Genomic DNA, 14475 nt, shown 5'->3' on the forward strand with positions numbered 1-14475 from the left:
CTCCAAAGGATAAATTATAACATCTACCTAAAGATCTAAATATGCCCACTTCTCTAGTAAGAGCGATCGCCAATAAAATTCGCTGCCGATCAGAATATATTCATTCTATGTAAAATTTTACACTTATTAATTGCCATTTATCAGTAAGAGATGACAATGGAGTTGATGCGGCATTATTACTGGGCAGGATTTGTTGTTTAGGGCAAATGGCAGTAGAGACGTTCCGGCGGAACGTCTCTACGAAATTTTATTTAATGGAGAGGGAGGGATTCGAACCCTCGAGAGGATAATATCCCCTAACAGATTAGCAATCTGCCGCTTTCGACCACTCAGCCACCTCTCCTGGTCTACGAATAACGATGTTATCAAACTCTAATTGGGATGTCAAGAGGTAAAACAAGTAAAAAGTTAAAAGGCAAAAGTTAAAAGAAATTACTTTTTACTTTTTACTTTTTACTTTTTACTTCTATAGCACTTGCGCACGCAGCCAAGCTACTGGTAAAGTACGTAACTTTTGCCACTGAGGAACGTAGGCGCGTTGATTGAACACCTGATAATTATTGCGTTCAATTACACCTAAAATTCGACTGTAGTGCATTAGTGCTGCCCATACAGGCAAACGGGCATCAGGAGATAGGTAACTAATTCCTGTTTCCGCTTTAATGTAGAATTGTCGCGCTCGCTGGATAGAATAGCGCATCAGCGAGCGCCACCGTTCGTCCACTACTCCTTTCAACAAGTCTTGTTCTGTGTAGTTGAACCGCGCCATATCTTCAAGGGGAATATAAATTCGCCCTCGCCTTGCATCTTCCCCCACATCCCGGAGAATATTGGTGAGTTGACAAGCAATTCCCAAAGCGATCGCTTCTTCGCTGGGAATGTAGAGTTGTTGGTTTTGATGCCAAGGCGCTGTGTTGGTTGAGTTATCTACTCCCATAACTGCTGTTGACATCAAGCCTACAGTGCCTGCGACGCGGTAACAGTACAGGTATAACTCGTCAAACGTTTCATAACGACTACGGTATAAATCCATACGCTGCCCTGCAATCATATCCCGAAAGGGCTGAATTTGCATGGGGAAGCGCTGGAGTGTATCAACCAAAGCTACATCGTAATTTTCTACTGGGCGTCCGGAAAAAATAGTTTCCAGGTGCTGCTCCCACAAGTCTAAAGTTTCTGGTGTGGTAATTGCAGCAGCCGGACCATCTACTAGTTCATCTGTTCGACGACACCAAGCATAAATTGCCCAAATAGCTCGACTCTTTGTCGCGTTCATGAGCAAAGTACCAAGGTAGAAAGTTTTGGCATACTTTGCGGTAAGCTGGCGACAAAGTTGATAGGACTCCTCTAGTGTTACCGACGGTTTCATGCGTGGGGGGGAATCAGGCAGTTGCAGCATTCGTTGCAGGCGCTCAAGGTTTGCGTTTATTCTCAGGAATTTGCCACTAGGTGTGCTTCAGAGTTTGCCGCTGGCGGCGTTGCGCGTTGCGCGATCTCATTCGCTGTCAGCTTACCAGAAAGTACAGCTCCTTCCATACTCCCCAGGTACTGTTGCATAGTGTAACTTCCTGCTAAATAGAAGTTGGGAATTGGGGTTACTTGTGATGGTCTATACTGCTGACACCCTGGAGTCGCTTTATAAACTGAACGCGGCGTTTTCACCACATGATATTTCAGTAATTTGGCTGGATTATCTCCCCCAAAGTGGGCGGGGAAAAGTTTTTGTAATTCGGATAAAGTTACCTGTACAATCTCCTCATTTGACGAGTTAATCCAATCTTTTGCCGGAGCTAGAACCAATTCCAGCATTGATTGCTCGGTATTGGCGTACTCACGACAGGTGTTACTCATATCAGCATAAACGCTGAGTAGGGACGAGCGTGAAAATAGCAACTGATCTATATCTGTAAGCTTACGGTCAAACCACAGTTGCAAGTTTATCACAGGTACGCCTTCTAATCCATCCAGCTTTTGGAAAAATTCCATTTGCTGCCACGGTTTTGGTAACATCACCTTGATGCAGTCTACTGACATGGCACTAACATACACATCAGCAGTTACCACTTCATCTGATGCTCCATTCAACCCACGAATTAAAAAACCCTTAACATTTCCATCTCCATCAAGCAAAATTTCTTTTAAGGGCGCATTTAATCTCACTGTTCCGCCGCCAGAGGTAATGTAATCTACTAATGGTTGACACAATCTCTCAGTGGGAGAACCGTCCAGAAATGCCATTTTCGAGCCGTCTTTTTCTTGCAGGAAAGCCCTCAAAGCCGTCAGCAAGACTACTGCCGAAATTTCGTCTGGGTTAATAAAGTTGAGCGATTTGGCGGCGGCGATAAAAATATCTTGTTGTACTTCCTCGCCTACTCCTTGCCGCTTTAACCATTCAGAAAATGTGTACTTATCCGTTTCCTCCACATACTTTTGTCCACGCAGCATGGCTGGAACCAAGCCTTTAGCTAATTGGATCTTTTCGCCCCAAGTCAGCATGTCGTTGTTTTTGAGTATTGCCGCAATCCCATTCAAGGGCGCGGGCAAATCTGGAAAATCGAACCTGCTGTAAGTGCCTGGGTTGTCCGGCTGGTTGAAGATCATTGTGTGTTTTTTCCACTGCAATCGGTCTTCAATGCCCAGTTCTTTTAACAGCTTGAGCATATTAGGATATGCACCAAAAAAGACGTGCAGCCCGGTTTCATACCAGTCGCCGTCTTTGTCTTGCCACGCTGCTACCAAACCCCCTAGTACGTCTCGGCTTTCCAAGACAATGGGTGTGTAACCCGCGTCGATGAGATATTTTGCACAAGAAAGTCCTGCTAAACCTGCTCCTGCGATCGCTACCCGCATTTAACTTTACTGCTCTTCAATATTTCTTAATCGTTTTATCGTTTTCATTATACGTTGCAGTCCGTTACATTAGCGAGCGATTATGCGATCGCTTTGCCAAATCTCTCCTCATTTATTTTATTTACTTTTCTTTTTCTCAGTGCTTTTACTTAGTATATTTTTCTTTACGTAATCTCTTTACCACTACCCTAAGCAAAACCACACTTAGTAACGCCCACAACTAAGGGCGTCTGCCCCTACCAAAGGACACGATCAGTACTATATATTTTATAGAGTCGCAAGAATGAGACGATTGAATTCATCGCGATCAGCAAATTTTTCAAAAATTCGATCCATTTTAGTTAAATCGAATAACATCTTAACTTGGTCGTTCATGGAGCAGAGAAAAAGTTTACCATTGGCGTTACGTACTGTTTTCATGGCTGATACTAAAGCACCCAAACCAGAACTATCGACAAACTTGACATCTTGAAGGTCAATCAAGACAATATCTGCTCCAATGTTAACTACTTCACTAACTTCGCGCCGCAGTTCATTACCTCTAATACCATCTAAAATACCAGAGGGTTGAATTACTTTTACAATTGGATTCATAGATTTATTTGACTAATTTATATTGATATTTTGGCATTATAATAAACGAAGATGCAAGGTTTCTTCAAAATATATTTAAGGAAATTATCTAGATGATAATACAGGATTTTTAAGATGAGCTAGAGCACTAAAAAAGCTAGCATCAACACAGTGACGAGAAATTTGAAAAGCTTCAAAATAACCATCCTTTTGACCTAATTCTCTTGCCCAAAATATAGACAAAACTAAGATAGCATCAAGTTGCATAAATGCTTTTTCCTGCTCAGACTCATAACAACCAATTGCCGCGATTTTTTCCTCAATTACAGAGGTAATATCCACAAAGAAATTAGGTTCAAAACCACGTAAAAAAACAGGTGGCGCTGAGTACCATAGAGGGATATTTTTACGGGTAGCAACATTGGAAACGGCGATCGCACACACTTCATGATCTCTATGCCCAAACTGTTCGGGTTGCGGCGCGTGAGTAATAATAATGTCTGGTAGGCAATGCTTAATAGCTTCTTCAGTAACTTTAATTACAGCTTGAGTAGAAAAGTTACACTCCTCAAGTGCATAAAAATCATAACTTGCACCAATAATTTTACCAGCCGCCTCAGCTTCCTGATGACGTTTACCTTTAACAGCCGAACTAGAAAGATTGCCATCCGTCAAAATTAGGCAACGAATGTTCCATCCTGCCTTAGACATCAGACTTAAAGTGCCAGCCGCAGGCAAAACTTCATCATCAGCATGAGCATAAATTGTTAAAACATTTCGCTGATTTAAGTTATGAGAGTCCAAAGTGTTCATAGCTATTTTTTCTAATCAGGAGTCAGGAGTCAGGAGTCAGGAGTTTTTTCCCCTACTCCCCCACTCCCCTGCTCCGTTGGTGGTTGCCAAACAGCAGCGCGGATGATTACAGATAAAAGTGATAAGTTATACACAGACCAAGCGCCATTGAGTAAGTGAACCCAAGGATCATTTAAATTTCCAGTGGCAAAGCGGTAAAGGCTCCACAGTATGCCCAAAATAATCAGAGCAAAGACAATCATTTGCGGCCATATTAGATGGAGATAAATTCCTGATTGTCGCTGCTTAGGTGTGACTTGAAATTTCAGTGGTTTTCCTGTAAAGACACTTAATACAGCTTGGATTAACAGGGGAAATAAAGCGATCGCATATTGCTCAGAGCGCCAAACTTCTCGAGCAGGAATACCCCAAGTAGCTGCAACGAAAGTCAGGCGGTTAATAATAAAAGCAGGAAAAAAGTGTAAGGCAAAATCAGGATCGTAAGTTTTAACTGGAATGACTCCTGTAAAAAAATAGATAATTGGGCAACTGATAAAAATAACAGTAGCAAAACCAGAAAAATAACTATACATTGTTTTAAAATAGTGCAAACGTTGCCAAAACGTTAGCCCTGGTTTAGTCAAAGGATTTTCGCGGACTAACACTTGGATAGTACCTTGCGCCCATCGTAGTCGCTGTTTCAGAGTAGAACCCAAGTCATCGGGTGCTAAACCTTCTGCCAAAAGTTCATTGTGGTAAACAGATTTCCACCCTGCACTATGCAGACGCATCGCAGTATTCATATCTTCTGTAATACTGTTGCTAGATACGCCACCAACTAATTCAAATTCATCTAAACGTTTTTCATTAAGGGCAAACTCATCAGAAAAATATTGCAGTCCAACACTAACCAGTGCCTCGCGTCTCAGTATATCATCTGTACCTGTATAAAAAGCAGCATTCAGTCCATCTTTACCCTGTTGCAGCGGACCATAAAATAAATGTGCTGAGTGTCCAAAAGGATCGCCTTTTGGGATGTTATAAAAATCTTGGGGTGTCTGTACGAAAGCAATTCTGTTTTGCTCGTATTTTCCTGTAAAAATATTGTATGTATAGAAATACGGCAGGACTCGCTTAAGAATTGGAGGCTTAGGAATATGATCCGCATCCAGGGTAAGAATAAATTGCCCTGAAGTTTCTCCGGAAAAAATCGCGTAATTCAAGTTACCTGCTTTAGCATGATGCGGTACACCAGCTGGTTTGGGACGAGCAATGTAGCGAAAACGAGCAAGCTCAACTAGTTCGAGTTCTTTTTGGTGGATAGCTTTTTCTAGTTCGAGCCATTCAACCTTCAAGCGATCCAAAAGCGTGTTTGCTGGAGAATCACTTCTACTTTGATTTTGAGGATCTGACCACAGAATGAATGAGTAAAGATTCTGTAACAATTCAGTAGTATAAGGGTCTTGACTGTAAACTTGTCGTGATGATAAGTCTTGTAGCCATTGTTCCACTGCTTGAATTAAAGGTGTGAAATCGCACAACTGCTGGTAACGCTCCAATAGAGCAGAGCGCTCTGCTTCAATCCGATTTGCTTGTTGTTGTAATGAAGGCGATCGCAAATCTTCCAGGCAAAGTTTTTCTGCCATAGTTCGCATAGCAGCCGAGTTGCCATCATCCAGCACATAAACGCGCAGCTTTGTGGCTGGGTAATCTATTGCTAAAGCACCTCTAGCTGTTTGTTCCACAATTTCCGGCGGCTCATTATAACACGTTAAAAACACATCTACAGTAGGCCATTCAGAAATGGGTAGGGGTGGTGAAACCTGATCGAGAGACTTAATCTGTCGAACTAGGGGACGCCACAGCCCGATTACAAACATTACACCGCCGAAATAGCTGTAAATTTCAGCCAGCACTAACGGTACAGACAGCCATAGTGCATCAAAGTTGATCGAATGAGTAATACCCCACTGTAAATACCAGAAACCAAATATTAAATTGATTTCTGCTAGGTAGCGAAATAGCAACGTTCTTTCTTTCAACTTCGAGCGGCTGTTACCCGAAAAGGTTGATGAATTTTCAACAATGGAAACTGAAGTCATTGTGTTATTAAAAATCAAAGCCTTATTACTGAGTATTCCCCAGAGAATTTCATTACTAACAACCCTGCCCAAATTTCGGTGTCAAATACAGCAGATTTCAACTTAATGAAGTACAAAATACCCCTCCCGCGCTACCGCGCACCCTCCCCGAAGATCGGGGAGGGTAGGGAGGGGTGTAAGTACTCCGACACAATTAATTACAAAATTTATTTTCCTTTCTCCCGTCTCCTGACTCCTGATTCCTATCTGCCTGAAACCCAGTAACTTCCAGAGCCATCGGAAATCATCTTGGCTTTTTGCTTCGCCGTGCTGGGTAACCCTCTACCAGAATTTCCCTTGGTAATTGTTTGCCACCAAGGAGAGTTGAAGGCAGTAGTTGGACGAATCAGAGGTTGCCGATTCATGACGGTGTAGAGCAGGGATTGGAGAATCATGCTGTTAGTACTGCTGGTGAAACCAACCGCCGTTTTGCCAGTTGTTTCATAAAAGCCTTCATAAAAACCCACAAGTGGATTGTATTGATCGGTTGTCGCTTTGAGTAACTCTTGACTATATTTATCTTCGGGAAGCAAGGCATGATAGGCAAAAGCAACTGCAGTACTTACCACTCGCCCGGATGGTATAGGCTTGCCGTCATCTCCTAAGGCTACCCAAGGCTGATTTTGACCAATAATTGTGCTGTGAACTATATAGGGTTTACGATCAATTAAGGTCGTGCCTGAAGCTGTGAGAGTTCCGGTGCGACGATACCGTTCAGCTTGAGCAGTGAAAATTAGCTGTAATAGCGATCACCATTGCGGATCTAGACCAAATTCAAGACCATAGAGCAAGAATGGATTGCTAACCGTAATCTATTGGTTTAAGCGATCGCGTATCATAACCCCGATGCGGTAACTCCATCGCAAACAAGGGTAACTTAGATAGCGCCCCTAAAAGATGGCGGGTGCGTCGATCAAATTCTGGAGCGGAAATGATATCGAGTGTTCGCGCTGCATGAAGTGCCGCCAAATAATCTCCTAATCCCTATAGAGTTGCACCTTTCAAGTCACTGCGGTCATCAATTAACCCACTCTTTGAGTGATAATTGGCGTTAAAGTAATGCCATGCTGCTTGTGCATAGCGCCGTTCAATTACTGTCAAAGGTCGAGCTAGCTTGATAGTAGATGGCTGTGGACTACTAACAGGTGGAATTGGTGCGACACTCACCTCGGTAACCCCAGAGGTGGTAGCTCCGACTGAGGAAGAACTGCTAGAAGTTGTTGTTGGCACTTGGGGGTTGGAATTGGGTTTTGCAGTTGCCACACTAGCAGTCGATCCAATTAAAGGACGGTTTCCCCTAGCTTTGTAGTACAAAATCTCTAAAATTAACCCATTGGTATTGCCAGTCAAAGCTTTATTAGGTTGCTTGGATTCTTCGTATATACCAGCGTAGTAACCACTGTCATCAGGACTTTTTAAATCCTTAACTGCATCAAAAACTTTTTGGGCATAAGCATTATCTGGAAAAAGATAACGCCAGCCAAAAGCAGCCTTTGTACTAATACTGCGGAACTTGGGGTAAGGTTGATTAGTATCTGTGATTGCTGCCCAAGTTTCACCGTTGGCATAAACGGTGTTGTAGATAAAATAAGGAGCTTGATCAATATTGTCTTCCGATACAGCAGTTAACTGACCTGTAGTATCGTATCGCCGCTTTTGTACCTCTAACACCCTAGCAGCATAATCAGCTAACTCTCCTTTCAAGCCAAATTCAATTCCATCTAAGATATAAGACTCGCCGACAACGTAATTACTAGCGTTAGTACTTTTAAAGTCACGGGTATCAACCGGAATTTGCACACCGTTAATCTCAACGAACTTAAACGGCTTGAAATCCATTGCCTTTGATGCTTTGAAGCCCCAAAGTTCATAGCCTCTAGCAGCATATTCCTCATAGCCCAGTCTTCCCTCTTGTACTAAAAGAGTACTTTTATCTGGTAGTACTGTGGCTCCTTGAAGTTCTCCATCTTTGACACTTCGTCCTAATTGCCACTTGGACACAATCCCCTTGAGCCAACTTTCATATTGAGGATGACAAGTACGAATCACATCAAATGCAGCCAGTACACGACCAATGTCTAGAGCTGACCAACCAATCCCTCGCTCAATCGGATTGTTTCCATAATCAACCATCTGTCCGGTTGCTGCGTGATAAACTTTATCTGGTAAGGTATCTTCAAATAGTTTCAAGTTGCCCAGCGTTGTCAAAAACTTATTCAAACGACTATCAAAGTCTGCTTGATCCGTAAGATTTAGCCATCGCACCGCATTCAATGCCATGAGGTAATTGCCCATATCCCACAGTGTACCGGAAGGATAACCTCCAGTGGAATTTGTAAATCCAGTTGCCGGCTGATAATTTTTGACAAAATACTGCCAAGCAGCACGAGCATAATTTACCTCATCAGGTGTCAGCGGGGCTGTAATGCTACTACAACTGTTGGAGTTGTTGGGAGGATTTTGCGATAAAACTGGTGTCGGGATGTAAAACCAAAATTGCATCAATGTTCCAATTAAGAACAGTGCGATCAATTTCAATAACTTTTGTGGACGAGTATGTATCATTTGATTCTTACTCCCGCCCAAACTATCAGTGGTTTTCCAACTTGCTTGTAGAGTAAGCTTTCCAAAATTACACCATTATTATTAGCAGTGAGGGATCGATTCGGTTCGCGTAGAGATTCGTAGTACCCGTTGTACCAACCATCTTTAGATTTAAGATTGGTTTGGACAAAATCAAATAACTGGCGGGTGTAAGTGGTGTTGTAAAGTACATGCCATCCTACAGCTGCTTTGGCACTGAGGAAGCGTAAATTGTTGTGCTTTTGTCGGGTATCTGTGATGGTAGCCCAAGGTTCTCCGTTGACAAATAAGCTACTGTAAACTAAAGTAGGGCGCACGATCTAAGTTGTCTTCTGTGACTGCACTTAATTGTTTTGTGGCTTGGTAGCGAGCTTCTTGAGCAGCTAAGATTCTATCGGCATAGGCTTTTGGTAGAGCTTGAAACCCAGTTTCAATCCCATCTAATATATAAGGTTCGCTGAGGACGTAGTTGTTGGCTCCGGAGGTTTTATAGTCACGGCGATCATAGGGAACTCCTTGTCCGTAGAGATTGACAAAGGCAGTATGAGACTGATATTCTGTAGCTTTTTTAACATTTAAACCCCACAACTTTAAACCGTAGGCGGCATAATTTTCATAGCCTAAGCGACCTTCTTAGTTGTATAATTATTTACTTTTTTTTACAGCAGTACCGTACATTTGCCCATTTTTGGTCAGACGTGCTACCTGCCAATGACTCCAAACGGCTTTTGTTTGTCGTCGTAACTGCGGATATTTTGCTTCGACAATTTTGAGCCAGATGGCCATTCGCCCCAAATCGAGAGCCGACCAACCAATTTCTTCACGTTTGTCTAATTGACCGTAGTTAACGGGTAAAAGAGTTTTAGAGTTGTAGACTTTGTTGGGTAGTTCTTGTTTATACAGAGGCATTGATGCTAGAGTCTTCAACATTTTGCTCATTTTCGTTTCAAATTCTTCAGCAGAAACGATATTGAGTTCTTTGGCACTTACCAAGGCAGCGATCGCAGCTGCTTGATCCCACATAGTGACTGAAGTAAAGCCATCAACGGAATTGACTAAGCCAGTCTGCTCGTTCCAGTTGCGCTGAAAGTAAGCCCAAGCCATACGGGCGATCGCCATTTCTTCTGTTGTCAGTTTTCCCACGGACGGCGCAACATAAGGAGTTATGGCGGTTGTTAGTTGGTTGGAACTCACTGGTGTCCCTGGCAAAACTACCGTAGCATCAAGTTGCGCTATTGTTGGAGCTTTTTTGTCGCTTGAGGCAGTTTGTTGTGTTACCGTTTGTACAACATTCGTTTTGTTCAGGTGCTTAGACCATAAATTGAGCAGAGCGATCGCTACAACAGCAGTAACTACTCCACCTACAGAAGCTAACAAAGACAAACTTTTTGGTGGTGGTTCAAAATCAGAATTCATCATTAAAGCTTTATTTAATCAGTTACTTCAACAGTCTTACCAAATTTATTCTTCCCAGTTTTCCAACCTAACTAACACTCCTATCTCTTGTATAGAAAGGTTCTATCTGGCAGGGATTGGTACGTTTTGGTCTATAGTGATTGATAACAAATATTCCTAGCAAGCGAAAAAATGCGACTTTTATTAGTTGAGGATGAGCCAGATTTAGGTGCGGCAATTAAACAAGTTCTCAGCCATGAAGCGTATGTGGTTGATTGGTTTGTTAATGGCACACAAGCATGGCTATATGTAGAGAGTGGATGGACTGAGTATACAGTAGCAATTATTGATTGGATGTTGCCTGGTTTATCAGGAATAGAGTTGTGTAAACGGCTGCGAACCAGCTACGGAGACGCTACGCGAACGCATAACAGTTGTATACCAGTACTTATGTTAACTGCTAAAGACCGATTGGAAGAAAAGATTATTGGACTTGATGCAGGGGCTGATGACTACTTAATAAAGCCATTTGACATGGCAGAACTACTGGCAAGGTTGCGTGCATTACGGCGGCGCTCGCCTCAACTCCAACCTCAACACCTTCAAGTAGGTTGCCTAACACCCAATTATAGCACCCACGAAGTAACTCGTATATATTCCCAAGGGAACAAACTTTTAAACTCATTAACTATCAAAGAATTTCAACTGCTGGAATACCTGATGAAACATCCAAACCAAATCGTTACTCGCGATCAAATCATTAATCAACTGTGGGAAATTGGTACAGAACCAGCGAGCAATGTGGTAGCAGCACAAATTCGCTTACTTAGACGTAAGCTAGGAGATGATGGCAGCGAATCTTTGATTGAAACAATCTATGGTGTGGGCTATCGCTTGAAAGTTTAAAGTAAACAGTAATGAATCGCAATCAACTTTTCCGCGTGACTCGCACGCGATTAGCGGCTTGGTATGCGCTAGTAATGGGATGCATTTTAGGGCTATCTGGTGTGGGGGTTTATCAAGTGGTTGCCCATGCTTACCGTGAAACGATCGATCAAGGCCTCGAATCAGTAGCAGAAGCACTCCATCAAAGTATTGAACCAGTATGGCAGCAAGGCGATCGCTTACAGCAAGCCCAACAACTTTCTTTAGAACTTTGTGTCGCGCCTACAAATTGTTGGAATAAAAAAGCAGTCATTACACAATCTTTTGCAAAAGCAGCCGATCCTGTCAATTACTACATGCGTTTGCTAGATGGTTCAGGAAAACCAATTGCCCTAGCAGGATTATATCTTGAGCAATTACCGATTACATCACTACAGCATGGGCAAATCCGCAAAGATCGCTCTGGCAAGAGCTATCGTCAAATAACTTTACCACTGCATACCCAGTACAAAGTTTCTGGCTATTTGCAACTGGGGAGAAGTCTCAAAGACTTAGATCAGCATCTAGCTGCTTTGAAATTAACTCTATTATTAGGATGGCCTATTTCCATGATTTTGATTGGTTGGTCAAGTTGGTGGTTGGCAGGTTTAGCTATGCAACCTGTCTACCGATCCTATCAATAAATGGAACAGTTTACTGCTGATGCAGCCCATGAGTTTCGCACGCCTTTGGCCGCAATGCACTCTACCATTGAAGCTGCTTTTAGATTGTACGGTTCAACCCCATCTCTATCTGAGCCAGCAGCAAGTGGAATTTTGCAAGTTCTCCAGCGGCAGAATACTCGCCTATCACAATTGGTGAGAGATTTGCTGCTATTGGCAAGGCTAGATCAGCAACAACAAACAGGAGAGTATAAGGTTTGCTGTGTTAATGATTTAATTAGCGATTTAGTAGAGGAATTGGCATTTTTAGCGATTGATGCTCAAGTAACACTACATACGCAGGTATCCCAGCAAGAAAAACTGTATGTTATGGGAAACGAAGAACAGCTTTATCGCTTGATTTCCAACTTAATTGTAAATGCAATTCAAGCCACTCCCCACGGCGGAAAAGTTATCGTTTTTCTCCAACGTAGCGATCGCCACGTCTTAATTAAAGTCCAAGATACAGGAGTTGGTATTGCTCCTGAGCATCAAAGTCGCATTTTTGACCGTTTCTATCGAGTTAATCAAGACCGCTCTCGCGCCTCTGGCGGTTCTGGTTTAGGATTGGCGATTGTCCAGGCGATCACTACAGCACACAAAGGCAGTATTCAGGTACACAGTCAAATTGGTTCAGGCAGTACATTTACAGTGCGGCTACCTGTAAATTAGTTAATATTTTTCTTAAAAAGATAGATAAAACATCTACCATTTGGAGTATAAATATTTCATTTTTATTTCATTTTTTAGTATCAAACTATGGAGATGAAACGGTATTCAGGCGCTCTAAAACTGTCGCCTCAAACAACTTTTAAAATTAGTTACTAAAAATGTTAGTCAGGGGAAAGATTTTTTGGCTCAAGCTTTACCGCCAACTGTTGCAACCTAAACGCTTTGCTATTTTTCAAGCTTGTGTAATTGGTTTAGTTGCAGCACTAGCGGCAGTATTCTTAAAGCAAGGCGTCGGTGCTTTAGGCGGATGGCGAGTCCATACAACTCATCTACTACCAGCTTGGTTGGTATTACCAGCAATTGGCTTAGTGGGGGGACTGCTATCAGGTTGGCTAGTGGAGCGAGTGGCTCCAGAAGCTGGTGGTAGCGGCATTTCACAAGTCAAGGCTGTACTTGCTAAAGTACCAATGGCATTGAATTTACGGGTTGCTGTCGTTAAACTGCTCAGTGCAGTGATAGCATTAGGTTCGGGTTTGCCCTTAGGTAGGGAAGGTCCAACACTACAGGTAGGAGCGGCATTAGCTAATCAACTCAGTCGCATATTTCCTACTTCTCCAGATTACCGTCGCCAGATGATAGCGGCTGGGGCTGGAGCAGGGTTAGCAGCTGCTTTCAATACCCCCATCGCCGGAGTTCTCTTTGTAGTGGAAGAACTACTTCAGGATGTATCCGGCTTGACGATGGGGAAGGCAATACTTGCTTCTTTCATTGGTGCGGCTATTTCACGATGGCTGGGAGGACAAGAATCTGTTTCCTCAGTACAGGATACTAGGTTTCTATTCAATCGGCGTGTCTTAGTGGTAGATGACAACGCTACAAATCGCAAAATTGTCCATCATCAAGCTACTCGTTGGGGGATGCAGGTAGATCAAGCTAGTAGTGCAGAAGATGCACTACTAGCTTTACAAGATGCTGCTAAGCAGGGCATACCCTATGATTTTGTCTTGATAGATATGCAAATGCCCGCAACTGATGGCTTAACTCTGGGAGAACAAATTAAGGCAAATTTGAAGATTGCTAAAATACCTTTAATTATGCTCACCTCTACTAATCAACGCGATGAAGTGCAACGCGCACTTAATATCGGATTTTCTGCTTATTTAGTCAAGCCTGTGAAAGCATCTCGACTACTTGATACTATTATGAATATTCTGGACACCCAAGAAAAGAGTGAGGGAGACAGGGAGTGGGGGAAACAGGGAGTGGGGGAAACAGGGAGTGGGGGAGACAGGGAGTGTGTGTCCAACTTAAGAATTTTGTTAGCTGAGGATAATGTGGTGAATCAGAAAGTAGCTCTCAAGCAGCTTCAGAGTTTGGGATATAAAGCAGATGTTGCTGCTAATGGAAAAGAAGTTTTACAGCTTTTAGAAAAAGTTCCCTATGACTTGATTCTTATGGATTGCCAAATGCCAATTCTTGATGGTTTAGAAACCACAAGAGAAATTCATCGTTGGCAGGAAAGTTCTTTTGCTAGTCGTCGTCGCCCGATAGTGGTGGCGATGACGGCTAATGCGATGAAAGAAGATCGACAAATGTGTCTAGATGCTGGTATGGATGACTATTTGAGTAAGCCTGTATTGAAAGAAAAATTGGCAGCAACGCTTTTGCATTGGGCAAGTGTTATATTTACAGCACATGAGTCTACTGAATCTATTGTAGGTTCTGCCAGTGACAGCAATTCGCTCGATCTACCGATTGATTGGGAACACTTGCACCAGCTTTCGGAAAATAACTTAGAATTTGAATTGGAGGGTTCTCCCGGCTTTTTGGTGTAAACTGTATATGTAGATACTTTTTACTCACTTTTGTTGTCTTATGGACTT

9 protein-coding genes, 1 tRNA gene and 3 pseudogenes are annotated in these 14475 nt (G+C 42.7%); 4 read left to right on the forward strand and 9 right to left on the reverse strand.

What is annotated here, in order from left to right; translation table 11 throughout:
- Nucleotides 1–255: 255 nt before the first annotated feature.
- The 9 genes and pseudogenes from ICL16_RS40260 to ICL16_RS40295 form a co-directional block, all read right to left on the reverse strand.
- Nucleotides 256–343: transfer RNA gene (locus tag ICL16_RS40260), tRNA-Ser, on the reverse strand.
- 123 nt (nucleotides 344–466) lie between these two features.
- Nucleotides 467–1399 carry a 15-cis-phytoene synthase CrtB gene (gene crtB, locus ICL16_RS40265; RefSeq protein WP_190837427.1) on the reverse strand — a complete coding sequence of 311 codons (933 nt, stop codon included), beginning with the start codon at nucleotides 1397–1399 and terminating at the stop codon, nucleotides 467–469.
- 32 nt (nucleotides 1400–1431) lie between these two features.
- Nucleotides 1432–2850, reverse strand: coding sequence for a 15-cis-phytoene desaturase (gene pds / locus ICL16_RS40270; protein WP_190837429.1), 1419 nt, complete (start codon nucleotides 2848–2850; stop codon nucleotides 1432–1434).
- 267 nt (nucleotides 2851–3117) lie between these two features.
- Complete coding sequence (locus ICL16_RS40275; protein ID WP_190837431.1) at nucleotides 3118–3444, reverse strand: STAS domain-containing protein; 327 nt, start codon at nucleotides 3442–3444, stop codon at nucleotides 3118–3120.
- A gap of 84 nt (nucleotides 3445–3528) precedes the next feature.
- Entirely contained in the window at nucleotides 3529–4236 is a 708-nt protein-coding gene (locus ICL16_RS40280; RefSeq protein ID WP_190837433.1) for a PIG-L deacetylase family protein, read from the reverse strand.
- 29 nt (nucleotides 4237–4265) lie between these two features.
- Nucleotides 4266–6317, reverse strand: coding sequence for a glycosyltransferase (locus ICL16_RS40285; protein WP_190837435.1), 2052 nt, complete (start codon nucleotides 6315–6317; stop codon nucleotides 4266–4268).
- 242 nt (nucleotides 6318–6559) lie between these two features.
- Nucleotides 6560–7090 carry a DUF3131 domain-containing protein gene (locus tag ICL16_RS46505; protein WP_337907211.1) on the reverse strand — a complete coding sequence of 177 codons (531 nt, stop codon included), beginning with the start codon at nucleotides 7088–7090 and terminating at the stop codon, nucleotides 6560–6562.
- 67 nt (nucleotides 7091–7157) lie between these two features.
- Nucleotides 7158–8921: pseudogene (locus ICL16_RS46510) on the reverse strand (DUF3131 domain-containing protein).
- Nucleotides 8918–10355: pseudogene (locus ICL16_RS40295) on the reverse strand (DUF3131 domain-containing protein). Before ICL16_RS40295 ends, ICL16_RS46510 begins: the two co-directional pseudogenes overlap by 4 nt.
- A 171-nt stretch (nucleotides 10356–10526) precedes the next feature.
- On the opposite strand from ICL16_RS40295, the gene rppA reads away from it, so the two are divergent.
- The 4 genes and pseudogenes from rppA to ICL16_RS40310 form a co-directional block, all read left to right on the forward strand.
- Nucleotides 10527–11240 carry a two-component system response regulator RppA gene (gene rppA / locus ICL16_RS40300; RefSeq protein WP_190837437.1) on the forward strand — a complete coding sequence of 238 codons (714 nt, stop codon included), beginning with the start codon at nucleotides 10527–10529 and terminating at the stop codon, nucleotides 11238–11240.
- Between the two features lie 11 nt (nucleotides 11241–11251).
- On the forward strand, nucleotides 11252–11902 hold the full coding sequence (locus ICL16_RS47515; RefSeq protein ID WP_337907208.1) for a hypothetical protein: 651 nt from the start codon (nucleotides 11252–11254) through the stop codon (nucleotides 11900–11902).
- Nucleotides 11903–12592, forward strand: coding sequence for a sensor histidine kinase (locus tag ICL16_RS47520; protein ID WP_337907209.1), 690 nt, complete (start codon nucleotides 11903–11905; stop codon nucleotides 12590–12592).
- A gap of 158 nt (nucleotides 12593–12750) precedes the next feature.
- A pseudogene (locus ICL16_RS40310) lies at nucleotides 12751–14400 on the forward strand (chloride channel protein); the annotation flags it as partial.
- Nucleotides 14401–14475: the final 75 nt, after the last annotated feature.

Origin of the sequence: Iningainema tapete BLCC-T55, assembly GCF_014698965.1 — a bacterium.
GTDB lineage: Bacteria > Cyanobacteriota > Cyanobacteriia > Cyanobacteriales > Nostocaceae > Iningainema > Iningainema tapete.